Origin of the sequence: Streptomyces afghaniensis (assembly GCF_044327915.1) — a bacterium.
GTDB lineage: Bacteria > Actinomycetota > Actinomycetes > Streptomycetales > Streptomycetaceae > Streptomyces > Streptomyces afghaniensis.
Window position 1 is genome coordinate 207,796 of sequence record NZ_JBIRGJ010000001.1, and the last position, 16,567, is coordinate 224,362.

Consider the following 16,567-nt stretch of genomic DNA (forward strand, 5'->3'; position numbering starts at 1 on the left):
CCGCTCGATGAGCCGAGTGGGTCTGGCCTGTGCTGTCGAGTCGGGCAGTCAGGTGTGGCGTGGACGGTGCCGGCCCGGCGCGTTCGGGTGGTGTCGAAGGCGAAGCTGATCTCTTCGAGCGCGCCGTCCAAGTCCGGGAGGGGCAGCGACACGAACTTGCCGAAGCGTTCCGGGTGTTCGCGGGTCAGCTCGGCGGTGTACTCGTTCACGCGCCGGGCGAGGAGACGGGCCGCCTTGTCGTCGCCGAAGTGGACGCCGGGGGAGGACAGGGACAGCATCGCGGTCGCGATGCCGTTGCGGTCCATGAGGTCGTGGACGTCGATGAGGCCGGAGGGAATGACGGGGTCCTCTCTCTCGTGGGTTTCGTGCCGGGCCGGTGGCGCCGGCTCACTCCACTTCCGTCCCGGAGAGCCGCACCTCCTCGTAGTCCAAGGTGGTCTGGAGCCGGCGCAGAACGGTGTCGTCGATCCGTTGCTCGTCGCGCAGCCGGACGACGGTCGCGCGCTTGTGGGCGATGAGAGCGAGCCGCAGCTCGGTGTGGTGACGGTTGTGCAGCAGGGCCGGATCGCCGTCGGAGCCCGCGCCCCGCGCCTGTACGGCGGCCAGTTGGCCCTCGTACTCCTGGCGCAGCCACTCTGCGACCTTCGGGGTCGTGCCCAGGTCGGTGGCGAGCCGGGGCAGTGCCTCGAGAGCCTCCTCGGTGGCCTTGGTCTCCGCCAGGAGTTCTTCCTCCTCGACGGAGGTGTCCCGTGGCAGCCGGGCCCAGCGCACCACCGCTGGCAGCAGCAGACCCTGAACCACGAGCGTCACCACGATGACGCCGGAGGTGACGAAGACGATGAAGGCGCGGTCCGGGAAGGGCGCACCGGAGGCCAGTGTCTCCGGCACCGAGAGGGCCACGGCCAGGGACACCGCGCCCCGGAAGCCCGCGAACCCGCTGACGGTGCGCGCCCGGTCGCTCATCCGCCGCAGCCGCTGCTCCGGTCGCCGGTCGAGCGCGCGGATCAGGTAGGCGGAGGCGAACAGGAACGCGAAGCGTACGGCGACCAGCACCACGCTGACCACACCCACGGCGATCAGCGCGTCCCGGAGGTCCGGTCGGCTCATGTGCCGCAGCGCGCCTTGGAGTTCCACACCGACCAGGACGAAGAGTGCGGCGTTGATGATGAACGTGGCCAGTGGCCAGAACGCCAGGGCCTGCCGGCGGTGCTCGGCGCGGATGAGGCGGGGCGCCACCTGGGCCATGATCAGCCCGCTCACCACGACCGCGAGCACCCCCGAGGCATGGATCAGCTCAGCGAGCAGATAAGCCGTGAACGGCGCCAGGATCATGACGAGGTTGCCCAGCAGCGGGTCCTGAAGGCGCCGCCGCAGGTTCATGTTGACCCAGGCGACCGCCACGCCGACCGCGGCCCCGCCGCCGTAGGCGAGGAGGAACAGCGCGCCCACGTGGGGGACGGTGAGGTGCTCCTCACCGACGGTCAGACCGACCGCCAGGCCGAAGATGACCAGCGCGGTGCCGTCGTTGACGAGGCTCTCCGCGCGCAGCGCCGTGACCTGGCGGCGCGGCAGCGCCCGGGCCAGGGCGCCGACCGCAGTGGCGTCGGTGGGTGCGACTGCCGCGCCCAGCACCCACGCGGGCCCCCACGGCAGCCCGAGCGCGTGCCCGGCGGCCGCCACGGCCCACGCGGTGAGGATGACCAGTACCGTGCTCATCAGGACGATGCCGCGCAGGTTGGAGCGGATCTCCCGGCTCGACGTTGTCAGGCTCTCCCAGTACAGGAGTACGGGAAGGAAGAGCAACAGTACGACCTCGGGCGGAAGTTGGGTCTGGCGGACGGCCGGGACCAGGCCGAGCAGCGCGCCCAGGGCGAGCAGGACGACGGGCGGCGCGACTCCGAGGCGCTGCGCCAGGACGTTGCCCGCCAGCACGGCTACGCCGAGGAGCACGACGAGTTCGAGACCGAGCATGCGACTTACTCCTGTGAGAGACCGGGTGCCGGCGAGGGCTGGGCGGCCTCCCGCCGGATCGTCCCGCTCATCTCGGGACCAGACGCAGCGTCGTGGCGCGGGAGGCGACCATGGGGTCGACGTACGCGCCGCCGTAGCGGCCGTACTTGGCGCGGTAGGCGGCGTCGATACGGTCGTTGATGTCCTCGTCCTCCGCCGGGTGCGAGGTCACGGACGCAGCAGCGTCTTGATGGCGCGACGCTCGTCCATGGCCCTGTAGCCCTCGGCGACCTCGTCGAGGGGCAGGGTGAGGTCGAAGACCCTGCCGGGGTTGATACGGCCGGACAGGACGCGGTCGATCAGGTCGGGCAGGTAGGCGCGCACGGGGGCGGGGCCGCCGCGCAGGGCGACGTGGGAGAAGAACAGCTCCTGCCCGTCGATCCGCACGCCGTGCGGCATGCCGACGAAGCCGACGTTGCCGCCCGGCCGGGTGGACAGCAGGGCCTGGTGCATCGACTGCTGCGTGCCGACGCATTCGAGGACCGAGTCGGCGCCTATGCCGTCCGTCAGCTCCTTGACCCGGGCCACGCCCTTCTCGCCGCGCTCGGCGACGATGTCGGTGGCGCCGAACTCCAGGGCCAGCTTCTGCCGGGACTCGTGCCTGCTCATGGCGATGACGCGCTCGGCGCCCAGCTCCTTCGCGGCGATGACGGCGCACAGGCCGACCGCGCCGTCACCGACCACCACGGCCGTCGCACCGGGCCTGACGCCGGCCGCCTCGGCCGCGTACCAGCCGGTTCCCATCACGTCGGACAGCGTCAGCAGGCTGGGGATCAGCTCCTCGGCCGGCTGCTCCGGCACGGCGACCAGGGTGCCGTCGGCGAGGGGAACGCGGACGTACTCCGCCTGGCAGCCGGTGACCCACTCCGCGTGCTGACACGAGGTGTGGTACCCGGCCCGGCAGACCGGGCAGGTGTTGTCGGATGCCGCGAAGGAGCCGATGACGAACTGGCCGGGCTTGACGCCCGACACCTCGCTGCCGACCTCCTCGACGACGCCGACGTACTCGTGGCCGATCGGCTGCGGCTCCTGGACCGGCATGACGCCGCGGTAACTCCACAGGTCGGAGCCGCACACGCAGGTGGCGACGGTGCGGATGACGGCGTCCGTCGGTGCGGTGATCTCCGGCTCGGGACGGTTCTCCACCCGGATGTCGCCGGGCGCGTGGATGACGGTTGCGCGCATGGGGGTGCTCTGGTCTTCCTTGGGGTGGTGGGGGAGTCCAGCATGGGGAGTTGGCCCTGAGACGGGCGGCGTGGTGCTCGTCGTCCGAGAGGCCGTCGAACGGCGGGCGGTGGGGCGCGCCTCAGGCCGACTCGTCGGCCTCGTCCGCGATCGCCTTGAGCTGGGTCATCGCCGACATGGCGTTGGGCCACCCGGCGTAGAAGGCCAGATGGGTGAGGGCTTCGACGAGCTCGTCCTTGGTCACGCCGTTCTCCAGCGCCTTGCCGAGGTGGAAGCCGAGTTGGTCGGTGCGGTAGAGGGCGGCGAGCGCGGTGACGGTGACCAGGCTGCGGTCACGCGGGGACAGACCCGGCCGCTCCCAGATGTCGCCGAACAGGACCGTGTCGGTGACCTCGGCGAGCTTCGGGGCGAACTCCTGGATCGCCGGCGGCGCGAACTTCTTCCGGTCGGTCATGGGGTGGTGCTCCTGGCGGGTGTTTCGGATCAGGTCGCCCGGCCTGGACCGGGAATTCGTGAGGTGACGTGTATGTGCATGTCGTCGACTGCGCCGGTCGCGCGAAGCGCGGGATACGGATGATGTCCGGCAGCAGTTACGCCCGCGCCCGACGGGACGCGTGCTGCTCTTTCATCCAACGTGCCTTCTTCGCGCGACCTCGCAAAGGGGAGAATTCCACTCGGGGGAGCGCTTATCCAGGGGAGAAATCCTTACCCCCCTTCGTCCCGGGGCACGCCGACGCGTACCGGGGGGCCGCGCCGCGCGGAGGTCGTCCGGCTCGCGGGCATCAACAGAGGGACAGCGGTTCGAGCGCCGTCGGCCGGTGCGGCTGAGCATCGGATGGAGGCGAGTCACAGATGGCAGCCGACAGCAACCGGCTGACGGTGTGGTGGTCCTCGGGCCCTTGAAGGGCTCGAGGACTCAAGCGACGCTGTCGGACGCCGTCCGCTTCTGGTCCGCCGTCCAGGAGGCCAGCAGGCGCAGGGCGTCGTGGGACGGGGAACCGGACTCCGCGTTCCAGACAATGATGTGCTGCTCCGGGTCCGTCCCGCACGTGAGCGTGTTCCAGTCGAGCGTCAGCTCGCCCACCACCGGGTGACGGAGCTTCTTCGTGCCCTGGTCCCGCATGGCGACGTCATGTTCGGCCCACCACTGACGGAACTGGGCGTCGCGGGCGGCGAGGGTCTCGACCAGGGTGGCGAGGCGCGGTTCGCCGGGATACCGTGCGCTCTCCATGCGCAGGTGGGCGATGGCCAGCCGGGTGACCTCCTCCCAGTCCGCGTACAGCTCGCGCATCCAGGGCTCGGTGAACAGCAGCCGGATGAACACACGCTCTTCTTCCGGGTAGCGGCCGAAGTCGGTCCACAGCCCGGCGGCGAGCTGGTTCCAGCCGAGAATGTCGGTCCGTCGGCCGATGACGAAGGCGGGAGTGGCGGTGAGATCGTCCAGCATGCGCTGCAGCTGCGGATCCACCTGCTGTCGGTCGCCCGACGACGGCGGGCCTACCTTCTGCCTGGCCGCGAGCTCGAAGAGGTAGGTGCGCTGGGCCTCGTTGAGCCGGAGCACCCGGGCGATCCCGTCCAGGAGAGCAGCCGATGCCTGGAGACGGCCCTGCTCGATACGCGTGTAGTACTCGGTGCTGATCGAGGCGAGAAGGGCCACCTCCTCGCGGCGCAGACCGCTCACACGTCGCCGTTGCCCGCCAGGGAGTCCGACCTCGGAGGGACCGAGTTCGGCACGGCGGGCCTTGAGGAACTCGCCCAGCTCGTTCAGGTGCGGGTCGCGGTGCATGGTCTCCAGCCTCGCGGAAGGGCCCGGCACTGCTGGTAATGGGGAGGTGTACCCTGCCCCGGATTTCGGCTGCCGGCGCACGAGAATCATATCTCCCGCCCGTGTGATCACACTGCATGAGATGTGGCCCGGTAGGCGCTGTGGACCCGTACCGGGCCGATGGGGATCATGCGGTGCTGTGTGGCGTCAGCTCAGAGCCTTGACCAGTTCCCGGGCCAGAGGGACGGCCGAGTACGGGTTCTGGCCGGTGTACAGGGTGCGGTCGACCTCGACGTGCGGGGTGAACGGGGCGGCCTCGCGGTAGTCGGCCCTGAGCTCATTCACGAGCCGGTCCTGGAGCAGCCACTTCGCGCGGTCCGCGAGGCCGTTCTGCTTCTCCTCCGCGTTGGACAGGCCGGTCAGACGGTAGCCGGCGAACGGGGAGGTCCCGTCGGGGCCGATGGTGGCGAGCAGGGCGGCGGGGCCGTGGCACACCAGGGACACAGGCTTGCCGGAGGCGAGCCACTCGGTGAGCAGCCTGCCGGAGGCGGCGTCGTCGGGCAGGTCCTCCATCGGGCCCCAGCCGCCGGGGTAGAAGACGGCGTCGTAGTCGTCGATGTCCACGTCCTCGATGCGCAGCGGGCGCGCCAGCTCGGTGGCCTCGCGCAGGGCGGTGCGCATGCGCTCGGCCCCTTCCTCGCCGCCGTTGAAGTCGGGGCTGAGGCTGAGGGCGTCCGCCGTGGGCGGCACGCCGCCGGGGGTCGCCGCGGCGATCTCGTATCCGGCCTCCTTGAAGACCTGGTACGGGCCGATCGCCTCCTCGGCCCAGAAGCCGGCCGGGTGGCGGGTGCCGTCGGCCAGTGTCCAGTGGGCGGACGCCGTGATCACGAAAAGGATCTTCGTCATGGGTGGCTCTCTCCCGGTGGTCGTCTCAGCCCTTCAGGGCTTCCTGGAGGACGTGGCTGTCGGCGGCCTGCCGCATGCTGACGGCCTTGCCGTCGCGGACGGTCCACAGGTGGACGAAACGGACGTCGGCCGTGTTCCCCGTCTTCGTCTCGGCGTGGTAGTGCCCGAAGACGAAGACATGGCCCTCGTCGTCCGCGTAGAACTCCTCGGGCACCGCGCCGAAGGACTCGTAGTCCGGCGTCGTCGCGCCGAAGAAGTTCTTCGCCACCTCGTCCCAGCCGCGGTAGACGCCGCTGTTCGGGAAGCCGGGGGTGATGTCCCAGACGAGGTCGGGAGCCATGACCTCGCTGGTGACCTCCGGGGCCATACGGGATTCGTACACGCGGCGGATGAGGGCCAGGCTCGGGGAATCGGACACGGTCACTCCTTGTGTGCGTGGGGGTGGTCATGCGGCGGTCGCGGGAAGGTCGGCTGATCAGGCGGCGAGGGCGGTGCGCCCGGCGAACCAAGCCGTGCGTCGGGAGAGTGCACTGCTAGAGGACGGCGAACAGCTCTTTCGGGCCGTTGGAAAGCTCGTACGCCTGGTCGCTGAAAACCTTGGTGTCCGCCTTGCTCCCCGCGATGAGGAGCAGTGGCTGGGTCAGCAGTTCCGGAATCTGATCGAATGCCGAGAAGGCGTACATCTTGTCCGGGCATAGACCGGCTCCGCCCCCCTCGTCTCCGCCGTGCGCTGCTGGGCGTCTCCTTGGCAGGAGGAGTCGTAGACCACGGTGACGAATCCGTGTGAGGCCAGTCGCTTCGCGTAGTGGCCGATGGTCTGTTCCTTCACTCCGCCGGCCGGGTGAATACCGACGAGGGCCGGGTATTTTTCGTCCGCTGAGAAGTCGTCCGGCAGGCGCAGGTGGGCCGCGATTTCCACGGACTTGTTCCTGAAGGAAACGTTCTCGATCATGGCGCCAGTCCCCTTTCGTCGTCCCTGACCCGGCAATGGGAGTCCTGGCAGCATGGTTCGTCGAGGCCGTGATGATGTCCATGTGTGGTGAGGGGGAAGAAATTTTCCCCTGGGTGGGGATTTCCGGGGCCCTGGCCCTCAGCTGCGTGCGAGGAAATCAGTCATGAGCTTCAGCCACTCCTGAGGGCGTTCGACGAACGGCCGCCTCCCGCGCCGTGGGCGAGGAGGAGGCCGGGGCCGGTGCCGCGGACGGTGCGGGCGAAGACGGTGCGTGTGGGCGTGGTCATCGGATTCCCCTTCGAGGTGCCGGACGGCTCGGCCCGGCAACTGAGGCGATGGGGATCAAACCGCCAAGCCTGTATGCCGCCTTCGGTGACAAGCGGCAACTGTTCGACGAGGCCGTCCAGTTGTACACGCGCACCTACGGAGCCCGGCTGGGGGAGGGCTCGGACGCCCGCTCGGCCGTCGCCACGCTGCTGCGGCAACTCGCCGCCGACTGCACAGACCCGAGCCACCCGCCGGACTGTCTCATCATCACCGGCAGGACGTGAAGGACAAGCTGCGCGGCGGTCATCCAGGGGATGAACCAGCAAGCGTGCGACGGGGCGACACGGCAGACCCTGGAGCGGGTGGTCGACGCGGCGATGGCCGCCTGGCCGGGCGCACCACACCGGTCAGACTCGACATAGCGATCAGGCAGGGGGCGGAATGGGCGGTGGCGACCATGTAGAGGAGGCCTCGCCCGCTTCCCGGGTGGTGGCCGCCGCCCCCTGCCGGCCCGATCGAGCCTGTTCAGTCTCCTCAGGCGGTCGTCTGCGGCCGACTCGCTGATACGGCCGTGACCGCCGAGCCCGAGACGAGCACGGCTGACAGGGCGATCAGACTGGTGAGGACGTCCTGGATCTGTGCCGCCGGGGCATAGACGATCACGATGACGATGAGCAGGGCCGCCCAGCCCTTCGGGCGAGCCGTTGACAGTACAGAGCGAGTTGGAGCCACAGTCATTGCGGTACCTCCTGGTACTCAGTGCTCGCCCCACCGATCCTGCCGCCAAGGGTGGTTGGTGGTGCGGGCTTCCTGCTTGGACTCATAGTGGCGTCTCTACCGCGTCTCAACCGCCAGAACGTATCTTGAGCGGCTCGGAAAAGGTCAACGGTCCCTCGGACGGCCGATGGTGACCGCGGCTTTCGCCTGCTCGATCCCGCCCGGACTCGTTCTCGAGCGGCGGTTCTCCATGACCGCATTGCTGGTTAGGGTGGCGAACGGAGACTGGTTCCGGTGCCCTTGACCAGGGTGATGGACAGGCCGGCGAGTTCGGGGCGGGGGAGCGGTAGCGCGGTGGCGGAACAGGATGCCGTTCGTGGGGCGGACGCGGTGGGCCGGGTGACCGGCCGGTCGGCGCCCGCGGTGCTGCCCCCGGCACTGCGCGCGTCGCTCGGGCTGGTCGCGGCACTCGCCGCGCTGGTGGTCGTCGTGCTCGGGGTTCTGTTCGCCGGGCACAGCGAGCCCGGCAGGGTGGACAGGTGGATCATCCAGCCGACGGCGGACAGTGTGGGGCCGCCGTGGCGGTCCCTCGCTCTGGGCACGGACTTCCTCGGGGAGCCCGTGGGCGCGGCGACGCTGGTTGTGGCCACTGTGACGGGGTGCCTGCTGCTGCGGTGCCGTCGTGCGGCGGTGCTCGTCGTTGTCGGCGCCGGCGTGACCGTGGGGACGACCACACTGCTCAAGTCCGTGGTGGGACGCACCATCCACGGCGACGGCAATCTGTCCTATCCGAGCGGGCACACCGCCTTCCTCACCGCGTTCGCCCTCACGGTGGCGCTGCTCGCGACCCGCCGGCTAGGTCTCGGCAGGACGGCCGGCACGGCACTCGTGCTCGCCGCGGCGCTGGTCGCCGGCGCCGCCATGGGGTGGGCGCAGGTCGCCCTGGGCGCGCACTACCCGACCGACGTCCTCGGCGGCTGGTGCACCGCGCTGGCGGTGGTACCGGCGACCGCGTGGCTGGTCGATCAGGTGGCCGACACCCGTACGGCTGTCGCCTAGCTGACGTCACGTCACGTCATGCCAGACGGCGGAACACCGGCTTCACCGGTCGTCCGGCCAGCCAGGGGGTGGGGTCGGCGGCGTCCAGTGCCTTCCGGTACACCGCACACGCCTGGGCCACCACGTCGACGGTGTGGTCGATGTCGGTGTCGTCGAGCGCGCTGCTCACCACGAACGACGGGGCCAGCACCCCGCCCGCGAGGAGCCGGCGCAGGAACAGGGTGCGGTACTGCTGCGACGGCTGCCGGTTCTCGTCGAGGGTGGCGAAGACCAAGTTGCTGGCCCGGCCCCGGACGACGACGTGGTCCCCGACGCCCATGCTCGCCGCGGCGTCGCGGACGCCGGCGGCCAACCGCTCGCCGAGGGCGTGCAGCCTCGCGGTGACGCCCTCTTCGACGTAGGTGGTCTGCACGGCCATCGCGGCGGCCAGGGAGTGTGTTTCCGCACCGTGCGTGGTGGACAGCAGGAACACCCGGTCGCCGGAGTGACGCAGACCGCCCAGCTCCATCAGTTCGCGGCGCCCGGCCAGCGCGGAGACGGCGCATCCGTTGCCCAGCGCCTTGCCGAACGTGGAGAGGTCGGGGACGACGCCGTACAGGCCCTGGGCGCCCGCCTCGGACCAGCGGAAGCCAGTGATCATCTCGTCGAAGATCAGTACGCAGCCGTGCCGGTCGGCCAGGTCGCGCAGACCGGCGAGGTAACCGGGCGGGGGCTCGGTGTGGGTGGCGGGTTCGAGGATCAGGCAGGCGACCTCGTCCTGGTAGCGGTTGAGCAGCTCCTCCGTGGCGGCCAGGTCGCCGTAGGGGAACGCCACGGTGAGGTCGGTGGTCGGCGCCGGAATGCCGGCGGACATCGGTGTGGTGGCGATGAACCAGTCGTCGGTGGAGAAGAACGGATGGTCGGCGCAGAGCGCCACCCGCGGGCGCCCGGTGGCGGCGCGGGCGAGGCGCACCGCGGCCGTGGTGGCGTCGGAGCCGTTCTTCGCGAACTTCACCATCTCGGCGGTCGGCACCGTGGCCAGGAAGCGTTCCGCGGCTTCGACCTCCACGACGGAGGGGCGCACGAAGTTGCTGCCGCGGTCGAGTTCGCGTCGCACCGCCTCGGTCACGCGTGGGTGGGCGTGGCCGAGGCTGACCGACCGCAGGCCGGAGCCGTACTCGACATAGCGGTTGCCGTCGATGTCCCACACATGCGCACCGCGGCCGTGGCTGATGACCGGGGCCAGGTTCTCGGGGTACTGGTCGTCGCCCTTGGCGTAGGTGTGCGCGCCCCCGGGGATCAGGGCGTGCAGCCGCTCGTTCGCCCTCCGCGACCGGGGCAGGAGGAACTCCTCGGTCTCCTCGGTGTGTTCGGTGTCCACGCCGGCTTCACCTCTCCATTTGCTTCAGGACCTCGGCGAGGCTCGGCGCCTCCCGGTCCCGCTGGGACATCGATGTGACCGGCAGCGGCCACGGAATGGCGAGCTCCGGGTCGTCGAAGGCGATCGTCACGTCCTCGGCCGGATCGTGTGGGCGGTCGATCCGGTACGAGGTGTCGGCGGTCTCGGTCAGCGCCTGGAAGCCGTGCGCGCAGCCCGCCGGGATGTACAGGGTCGCCTGCGTGTCGCCGGACAGCTCGAAGAAGGCCCGGCCCAGGTAGGTCGGCGAGTCCGGTCGCAGGTCCACGACGACGTCGAAGACCCTTCCGTACGAGCACCGCACCAGCTTGGCCTCGCCGGCACCGGAGCGCAGGTGCAGGCCGCGCAGCACGCCCCCGACCGAGCGGGACAGGCTGTCCTGGACGAAGGCGTGCGGGTCCAGACCGACCGAGCGGACCACGTCGGCGTCGAAGGTGCGGCAGAAGAAGCCGCGCTCGTCGGCGTACGGCGTCGGCTCGAACAGGTACGCGCCGGCGATCTCCGGGACTGCGGTCGCCTTCATCGAGCCTCCCGATCTGTGTGGGTGTGGGTGTGGGTGTTGGTGTCGCCGGGCGCCGGGAACAGGGCCGCGGACAGGGCGGTGAACTGGTCCTCGAGTTGCCGGGCGGCGACCTGGTTCCGCTCGGAGAGCGTCCGCCGCAGCTCCGCCGATCTCTGCTCCAGCGCCCGGAACTGTCCGAGCAGTAGGTCGGCGTCGACCTCGCGCGCCGGGTGGCGGTAGGCGCCGAGGCCCATCCGTTCCATGAGCGCGTCGCTCTTCGCCGCGTAGCTGAGGGCGAGGGTCGGTGTGCCGGCCTTCAGGGCGCAGACCAGGTTGTGGTACCGGGTCGCCACCACGGCGTCGGCGGCCGCCGTCTCCTTCATCAGGTCGGCCAGCGAGGCGGCCTCCGCGGCGGTGACCAGCGGCGAGTCCACCGCGTCGAGGATCGCCGCGACCACCGGTGCATCGCACTCGTCGCCGGTGAGCAGCCGGACCGGCCTGCCGTCCTCGACGAGTGCGCGGACGAAGCGGGTCGTCCCGTCGAGGTAGCGTCGGTGGATCTCCTCCGCCCGGGCGCGGTCGTCGTTGCCTCCGTGGAAGGCCATGACGCCGACGCACACCGGGCCCGGCGGGTCCGAGGGGCCCGAGGACGCGCTCGTCCGCGGCGCCGGCAGGGCGAAGGCGAGGTCCGGGTAGACCTCGTCCCGCGAGGTGTCCACGCCCATCGCCCGCATCGCGTCGCGGGACAGGGTGTCCCGGTACGACCGGTAGCCGGCCAGCCGTGCCGACCAGCGCACCAGGGCCCGGGTCGGCCGGTCGCTGATCGCGTCCGCGCCGACGCCGACCAGCGCGACCCGGGTGCGCAGGAGCCGGCCACTCGCGCAGAGCAGGAACAGCGAGTACGGGAACCCCCACGGCCGCAGCGGCAGCGTGGCTTCCAGGACGCCCATGCCCGGCACGATCACCACGTCGTGCCGGCGCACCCAGGCAGCGGTGCGGAAGGCGTCGACGAGTTTGCCGAGCCCCTTTGCCGCGACCGCGCCCGCACGTGACGCGGTCCGGTACTCCCCGCGGTACCAGTGCAGCCGCGTCGCGGGGATCCCGTACCGGGCCGCGACGACCTCGGGTCCGCCGCACAGCGCGTCCACGACCGCCTCCGGGTGCTCGGCGCGGAGGTACCCGAGCACGGCCTCCAGCGACCCGTCGTTGCCGAGGTTGCCGGAGCCGAGCAGGCCGAACACCCCCACCCGCACCGGAGTCATGCCCGCCTCCCCTCACGGCCGGCGACGAGGGCGTCGACGGAGACGGCGAGCCGGTCCGGGTCGATGGGGGCGCGGTCCTCGACCCGCTCGCCGGCGCCCGGCCGGACCCGGCTGGTCATCCACGCGGCCAGGTGGCGGTAGCACGCGCGCCGGTCCGCCGGGGACAACGGCGCCCGCCGGATCGCCGAGGCGAAGCCCCAGACGTACTCGGCGAGCAGCCGGGGCGTCGGGTGCAGCGGGCCGGCCCGGCGCGGGTCCAGGTTGACGCACCGGGAGCGCTTGGACGGGTTCGCCCGCTCGGCGCGGGTGGGGTGGTCGCGGCGGAAGTACAGCAGCTCCGGCACCTGGTGGAAGGGCCCGTGCAGGGTGATCTCGGCGACGAACGTGCGGTCGGCGTGGTGGTAGCTGTCGTGCGGCTTCACCCGGCGCAGCACGTCGGCCCGCATCACCCCGTAGAAGTCGTCGCCGCCGGGTTCGAACAGCAGGCTGCGGAAGCGCTCCGGCGGGTGCGGCGAGTCGGTGGCGAGACCGTACTCGTACGGGACCTTCACCTGGCCGTCGCCGTCGATGACCGCCTGGCCGCTGTGGGCGAGGATCACCTCCGGCCGCTCGTCCAGCGCCTCAACGCAGCGCAGCAGCAGATCGCGGGCGTAGAGGTCGTCGTGCGAGGCCCACTTGAACAGCTCGCCGCGGCACTCGGTGAACACGTGGTTGTGGTTCGGCGCGGCGCCGATGTTCCGGGTCAGCCGGATGTACCGGATGCGTGAGTCCCGAGCCGCGTACTTGCGGCAGATGTCCCGGGTGCCGTCGGTCGAGGCGTTGTCGGAGATGACCAGCTCGAAGTCCTCGTAGGTCTGGCCGAGCAGGGCGTCGAGCGCCTCGGCCAGGTACTCCTCGCCGTTGTAGACGGGCAGGCCGATACTCAGCCGGGGGTGGGCGGTCATGGCGTCCTCACTTCGCGGATCGGGTCTTGGTGGTGTTCGCGCCGGGCGGAGCGCAGGTGCAGCCACCACACGCCCGAGCTGCCGACGGTCGCGGCGGCGACGCCCCAGGCAGAGCCGGCCGTGCCGGCCACGGCCGCCCCGCCGAGCCCGCCGCCGACATAGCAGGCGGATGCGAACAGCTGGCAGCGCAGGCTGCGCCGGGCCGCGCCGAGCGCGCGCAGCCCGGCCGCCGCGCCGGTGCCGAGGCCGGCGCCCGCGACGCCGAGGGTGACCGGCACGATGAGCGCCGCCGCGGAGTGCCAGACGCCGGCGAGCACCAGCTCGCCGAGCCGGTCCGGCACCAGCAGCAGCGCCCCGCCCCAGAGCAGCGCGGCGGCGGCCTGCCCGCCGCCCAGCAGGAGGCAGAACGTGCCCAGGCGGTGCGGGGCCTGCCGCAGCACCCGTGCCGCCTCGGGGACGGTGACCAGCGACAGCCCCATCAGCACGGCGAGGAACGGGCCGAGGAGGAGCTCGGCGCCCCGCACCGCACCCACGGCGCCGATCCCGACGATCGCGCCGAGCCCGTACGCCCGCAGCTGGCTCGCGCCGCTGAGGCTGACGTTCTCGACCAGGTACCGGTAGCCGAGATCGCGCTGCTCGCGAAGCCACCCGCGCGCCCCGGTCATCCGGGGCCGGATGCCGGACTGGAGGCAGCCGTACCCGGCGGCCACCGCGGCGGACGCGCCCCAGGCGAGCACGAAAGCCCCGACGCTGCCCACGCGGGCCGCCGCCACCATGGCCGGGACGAGCGCGACGCCCCACACGAGGTCGTTGACGAACGCCTTCCGCCCGGCGCCGGCGGCGAAGAACGAGAACCGCCAGGCGTCCTGCAGCAGCAGCCCCGGCAGCACGACGCCGAGGCAGGCGAACGCGGCCCCCACGCTGCCGCCGAGAGCGAGCCCGACCACCAGACAGGCCGCGCCGAGGGCGGCACCGACGCCGAGCGCGGTACCCGACGACCGGGCCACCGCCGCGCGCCAGGAGGCGTCCGGCACGCCGCTGAAGCGCACCACGAGCGGGTCGGTGGCCAGCCCGCGCGAGACGTTGAGCACCACGCCGTAGGTCACCCAGGCCAGGCTGAACACGCCGAACGCGGTCACTCCCAGCGAGCGGGCCACGTAGATCCCCACCGCGAAGTTGGTCATGCTGGAGGCCGCCTGGTCGGCCAGTCCCCAGGACAGCCGGCCGACGAGGGCCCGCCGGGCGGACCCGGCCGGTCTCGTCGTCTTCGCCCCCTCGGTGGTCATCGGCGTCATGCCTTGATCAGCCCGGCGCCGTGCAGGGCGCCGGCCGCGGCGGCGACGGTGTCGAACGGCAGCCCGGACCGCTCGGCGACGTCCAGCAGACTGTGCTCGCCGTCGGAGAGGTTGAGCACCCAGAGCATGGCCATCTGGGCCTGCTTGGTGTCGCTGCGGCCGCCGAGCGCGTCGTACAGCCCGCGCCGGCCCAGCTGCGGTTCGCCGTAGGGGCTGAGGTTGACGTACTGCCGGTTGCGGTCGAGGACGGCGAACGCCTCGCGGCAGACGGCCAGGGTGTCCGCCATCGCCTCCGGGGAGACGAAGTCCAGGTTGTCCGCCGAGGTGTGGTACTCCGGGTAGCCGGCGTAGGGGGTCCGGGTGAGCGAGCCCACCCCGAGGTTGAATCCGGGCGAGCAGAACTGCCGCTCGTCGTAGCCGTACGGAGTGAACTCGGTGACGCGGTGCGGGCGTTCGGAGGCGGCCAGCACGTGCCGCATCACCCGGTCGATCTCCGCGTCACCGCGCCTGCTCTGCTTGTACGTCAGGTCGCCCGGGTCGCCGGCGCAGGCCAGCACCAGGCCGTGCTTGACCCTGCCCTCAGTCACCCGTTCCGCGTTGCGGGCGAGCCAGGTGATCGCCCCGATGGTGCCGGGCGCGAAGATGAACCGGTAGGTGTAGTACGGCGTTTGCTCCGCCAGGGCCCGGGCCAGGAACGTCGCCACCGCGATGCCGGCCAGGTTGTCGTTGGCCAGCGACGGGTGGCAGACGTGGCAGGAGACGATCACCTCGTCGGGGACCTGCCCGGGGACCACGTGCTCGGCGTAGGTGAGGTGGCCGTCGGCGAGGGTGGAGTCGATGCGGACCTCGTACTCGCCGTCCGGCATCGCGTCCAGGGTCTCCTGGGCCAGGCAGAAGCCCCATTCCGGCTGGTAGTAGCTGGTGCGGTACGGCACCCAACCCGGGTGGTCGGGCAGGGTGTGCAGGTGTGCGCGCAGGTCGGCCAGCGGCATGGTCGCCGAGACCGGCACGCTGTAGCCGAGCACGTGCAGGCTGGACGCGGCGAAGTCGACGACCCGGTTGCCGTCGGTGTCGGCGATGTAAGCGTCCCGGATGTTCCACTCCTGCGGCACCGTCCAGTCCAGCACCTGCGTGCCGGTCGGCACCTCGTGCACCTGCAGCGGGATGTGCTCCCCGACGATGTCCAAGGTGGCGCGCACCCCGTCGCCGGTGATGCTCCGGCACAGCGGGTACAGCCGCTCCACCAGCGCGTACATCTCCTCGCCGGAGCCGGCCGCGGTCACCGGCGCCACCGCAGGGTGTCGTCGACGGTGCCGGCCTCGGACGCCGAGCGCAGCACGGCAAGCCGGGTGAAGCGGCGCTCGAAGTCCTCCCGGGTCAGCCCGTGTTTCCGGTAGGCATCGGCGAGTTCGAGAGCCCCCTGCTTCACCGTCCACTCGCAGTCGAAGCCGGGTATCGCGGCGCGGAACCGGGAGAAGTCGACCCGGTACGACCGCGGATCGGCACCGGTCTCCCCGGTGATCACCACCGTGGAGCCGGGTACCGCCTCGGCGACCTGCTCGGCGATCTCGGCGACCGTGACGTTGTTGGTCTCGCTGCCGATGTTGAACGCCCGGTCGTGCACCGCGTCCCGCGGCGCGGTCAGTGCGGCCGTGAAGGCCCGGGCGATGTCGGCGGCGTGCACCAGCGGGCGCCAGGGCGTGCCGTCGGAGAGCACCAGCACCTCGCCGGACAGGAGCGCGTGACCCACCAGGTTGTTCAGCACGATGTCGGCGCGCAGCCGGGGGGAGTAGCCGAAGGCGGTGGCGTTGCGCATGAACACCGGGGTGAAGTCACCGTCGGCCAGCTCGTGCAGGTCGTCCTCCACCCGCACCTTGGACTCCGCGTACGGCGTCACCGGGCGCAGCGGGGCGTCCTCGCCCACCAGGTCGTCGCCGCCGGCGGCGCCGTAGACCGAGCAGGTCGACGCGTACAGGAAGCGCCGCACTCCGGCGTCGCGGGCCAGCCGGGCCAGCCGTACGGACGCGTGGTGGTTGATGTCGTAGGTGAGTTCCGGCGCCAGCGATCCCAGCGGGTCGTTGGAGAGGGCGGCCAGGTGGATCACGGCGTCGACGCCGGCCACGTGTTCCGCTGTGACGTCACGCAGGTCGACCCGGTGCCCCTGCGGGTCGGCGGGCGCCGGGCCGAGGACGCAGTCGGCGAACAGGCCGGCGTCGAGGCCGACGACCTCGTGCCCGGCGGCCGCGAGGACCGGGGCCATCACGGTGCCCAGGTAGCCCTGGTGTCCGGTCAGCAGTACGCGCATGG

At 71.5% G+C, this 16,567-nt stretch carries 18 protein-coding genes and 1 pseudogene; 2 read left to right on the forward strand and 17 right to left on the reverse strand.

The annotated features are described in order from the left end of the window. Nucleotides 1–92 precede the first annotated feature (92 nt). The 9 genes and pseudogenes from ACH4G3_RS00885 to ACH4G3_RS00925 form a co-directional block, all read right to left on the reverse strand. Nucleotides 93–305, reverse strand: a pseudogene (locus ACH4G3_RS00885) (amidohydrolase family protein); the annotation flags it as partial. 82 nt (nt 306–387) lie between these two features. Beyond that, the gene (locus tag ACH4G3_RS00890) at nt 388–1,971 is read right to left on the reverse strand and encodes a Na+/H+ antiporter (RefSeq protein ID WP_397622428.1); all 1,584 of its coding nucleotides are present in this window, start codon (nt 1,969–1,971) and stop codon (nt 388–390) included. Between the two features lie 67 nt (nt 1,972–2,038). After that, a complete protein-coding gene (locus ACH4G3_RS00895; protein WP_397622429.1) occupies nt 2,039–2,182 on the reverse strand; it encodes a DUF2255 family protein in 144 nt (47 codons plus the stop codon). After that, nucleotides 2,179–3,195 (reverse strand): zinc-dependent alcohol dehydrogenase family protein, encoded by a 1,017-nt coding sequence (locus ACH4G3_RS00900; protein WP_397622430.1) that lies wholly within the window; start codon nt 3,193–3,195, stop codon nt 2,179–2,181. Before ACH4G3_RS00900 ends, ACH4G3_RS00895 begins: the two co-directional genes overlap by 4 nt. Nucleotides 3,196–3,316: 121 nt before the next feature. Next, on the reverse strand, nt 3,317–3,649 hold the full coding sequence (locus ACH4G3_RS00905; protein ID WP_397622431.1) for a carboxymuconolactone decarboxylase family protein: 333 nt from the start codon (nt 3,647–3,649) through the stop codon (nt 3,317–3,319). A gap of 462 nt (nt 3,650–4,111) precedes the next feature. After that, nucleotides 4,112–4,981 (reverse strand): helix-turn-helix domain-containing protein, encoded by an 870-nt coding sequence (locus ACH4G3_RS00910; RefSeq protein WP_397622432.1) that lies wholly within the window; start codon nt 4,979–4,981, stop codon nt 4,112–4,114. Between the two features lie 186 nt (nt 4,982–5,167). Then, the gene (locus ACH4G3_RS00915; RefSeq protein WP_397622433.1) at nt 5,168–5,866 is read right to left on the reverse strand and encodes a type 1 glutamine amidotransferase domain-containing protein; all 699 of its coding nucleotides are present in this window, start codon (nt 5,864–5,866) and stop codon (nt 5,168–5,170) included. A gap of 25 nt (nt 5,867–5,891) precedes the next feature. After that, nucleotides 5,892–6,284 carry a nuclear transport factor 2 family protein gene (locus ACH4G3_RS00920; protein ID WP_397622434.1) on the reverse strand — a complete coding sequence of 131 codons (393 nt, stop codon included), beginning with the start codon at nt 6,282–6,284 and terminating at the stop codon, nt 5,892–5,894. A gap of 222 nt (nt 6,285–6,506) precedes the next feature. Beyond that, nucleotides 6,507–6,818: an alpha/beta hydrolase family protein gene (locus ACH4G3_RS00925; protein ID WP_397622435.1), complete on the reverse strand. Its 312-nt coding sequence runs from the start codon at nt 6,816–6,818 to the stop codon at nt 6,507–6,509. Nucleotides 6,819–7,153: 335 nt separating this feature from the next. Here ACH4G3_RS00925 and ACH4G3_RS00930 point away from each other — a divergent pair, with 335 nt between their 5' ends. Next, on the forward strand, nt 7,154–7,369 hold the full coding sequence (locus ACH4G3_RS00930) for a hypothetical protein (RefSeq protein WP_397622436.1): 216 nt from the start codon (nt 7,154–7,156) through the stop codon (nt 7,367–7,369). A gap of 250 nt (nt 7,370–7,619) precedes the next feature. Here ACH4G3_RS00930 and ACH4G3_RS00935 read toward each other — a convergent pair whose 3' ends face one another. Next, the gene (locus ACH4G3_RS00935; protein ID WP_397622437.1) at nt 7,620–7,748 is read right to left on the reverse strand and encodes a hypothetical protein; all 129 of its coding nucleotides are present in this window, start codon (nt 7,746–7,748) and stop codon (nt 7,620–7,622) included. A gap of 453 nt (nt 7,749–8,201) precedes the next feature. Here ACH4G3_RS00935 and ACH4G3_RS00940 point away from each other — a divergent pair, with 453 nt between their 5' ends. Beyond that, nucleotides 8,202–8,861: a phosphatase PAP2 family protein gene (locus ACH4G3_RS00940; protein ID WP_397623345.1), complete on the forward strand. Its 660-nt coding sequence runs from the start codon at nt 8,202–8,204 to the stop codon at nt 8,859–8,861. 16 nt (nt 8,862–8,877) lie between these two features. Here ACH4G3_RS00940 and ACH4G3_RS00945 read toward each other — a convergent pair whose 3' ends face one another. The 7 genes from ACH4G3_RS00945 to ACH4G3_RS00975 are packed head-to-tail and all read right to left on the reverse strand — an operon-like array spanning nt 8,878 to nt 16,565. Further along, nucleotides 8,878–10,221, reverse strand: coding sequence for a glutamate-1-semialdehyde 2,1-aminomutase (locus ACH4G3_RS00945; RefSeq protein WP_397622438.1), 1,344 nt, complete (start codon nt 10,219–10,221; stop codon nt 8,878–8,880). 7 nt (nt 10,222–10,228) lie between these two features. Next, nucleotides 10,229–10,780, reverse strand: coding sequence for a dTDP-4-dehydrorhamnose 3,5-epimerase family protein (locus ACH4G3_RS00950; protein WP_397622439.1), 552 nt, complete (start codon nt 10,778–10,780; stop codon nt 10,229–10,231). Continuing rightward, nucleotides 10,777–12,021, reverse strand: coding sequence for a polysaccharide pyruvyl transferase family protein (locus tag ACH4G3_RS00955; RefSeq protein WP_397622440.1), 1,245 nt, complete (start codon nt 12,019–12,021; stop codon nt 10,777–10,779). Before ACH4G3_RS00955 ends, ACH4G3_RS00950 begins: the two co-directional genes overlap by 4 nt. Next, nucleotides 12,018–12,965, reverse strand: a complete 948-nt coding sequence (locus ACH4G3_RS00960; RefSeq protein WP_397622441.1) for a glycosyltransferase family 2 protein — start codon at nt 12,963–12,965, stop codon at nt 12,018–12,020. The genes ACH4G3_RS00955 and ACH4G3_RS00960 overlap by 4 nt, the downstream gene beginning before the upstream one ends. Continuing rightward, the gene (locus ACH4G3_RS00965; RefSeq protein ID WP_397623346.1) at nt 12,962–14,251 is read right to left on the reverse strand and encodes an MATE family efflux transporter; all 1,290 of its coding nucleotides are present in this window, start codon (nt 14,249–14,251) and stop codon (nt 12,962–12,964) included. The genes ACH4G3_RS00960 and ACH4G3_RS00965 overlap by 4 nt, the downstream gene beginning before the upstream one ends. A gap of 5 nt (nt 14,252–14,256) precedes the next feature. After that, entirely contained in the window at nt 14,257–15,552 is a 1,296-nt protein-coding gene (locus ACH4G3_RS00970; protein WP_397622442.1) for a DUF4910 domain-containing protein, read from the reverse strand. Next, nucleotides 15,540–16,565 (reverse strand): NAD-dependent epimerase/dehydratase family protein, encoded by a 1,026-nt coding sequence (locus tag ACH4G3_RS00975; RefSeq protein WP_397622443.1) that lies wholly within the window; start codon nt 16,563–16,565, stop codon nt 15,540–15,542. The genes ACH4G3_RS00970 and ACH4G3_RS00975 overlap by 13 nt, the downstream gene beginning before the upstream one ends. Nucleotides 16,566–16,567: the final 2 nt, after the last annotated feature.

Coding starts and splice junctions, on each gene's coding strand:
- ACH4G3_RS00975 (WP_397622443.1), bottom strand. CDS start 16,565: ATGCGCGTACTGCTGACCGGACACCAGGGCTACCTGGGCACCGTGATG.
- ACH4G3_RS00890 (WP_397622428.1), bottom strand. CDS start 1,971: ATGCTCGGTCTCGAACTCGTCGTGCTCCTCGGCGTAGCCGTGCTGGCG.
- ACH4G3_RS00960 (WP_397622441.1), bottom strand. CDS start 12,965: ATGACCGCCCACCCCCGGCTGAGTATCGGCCTGCCCGTCTACAACGGC.
- ACH4G3_RS00915 (WP_397622433.1), bottom strand. CDS start 5,866: ATGACGAAGATCCTTTTCGTGATCACGGCGTCCGCCCACTGGACACTG.
- ACH4G3_RS00930 (WP_397622436.1), top strand. CDS start 7,154: ATGGGGATCAAACCGCCAAGCCTGTATGCCGCCTTCGGTGACAAGCGG.
- ACH4G3_RS00905 (WP_397622431.1), bottom strand. CDS start 3,649: ATGACCGACCGGAAGAAGTTCGCGCCGCCGGCGATCCAGGAGTTCGCC.
- ACH4G3_RS00950 (WP_397622439.1), bottom strand. CDS start 10,780: ATGAAGGCGACCGCAGTCCCGGAGATCGCCGGCGCGTACCTGTTCGAG.
- ACH4G3_RS00925 (WP_397622435.1), bottom strand. CDS start 6,818: ATGATCGAGAACGTTTCCTTCAGGAACAAGTCCGTGGAAATCGCGGCC.
- ACH4G3_RS00965 (WP_397623346.1), bottom strand. CDS start 14,251: ATGACCACCGAGGGGGCGAAGACGACGAGACCGGCCGGGTCCGCCCGG.
- ACH4G3_RS00900 (WP_397622430.1), bottom strand. CDS start 3,195: ATGCGCGCAACCGTCATCCACGCGCCCGGCGACATCCGGGTGGAGAAC.
- ACH4G3_RS00955 (WP_397622440.1), bottom strand. CDS start 12,021: ATGACTCCGGTGCGGGTGGGGGTGTTCGGCCTGCTCGGCTCCGGCAAC.
- ACH4G3_RS00910 (WP_397622432.1), bottom strand. CDS start 4,981: ATGCACCGCGACCCGCACCTGAACGAGCTGGGCGAGTTCCTCAAGGCC.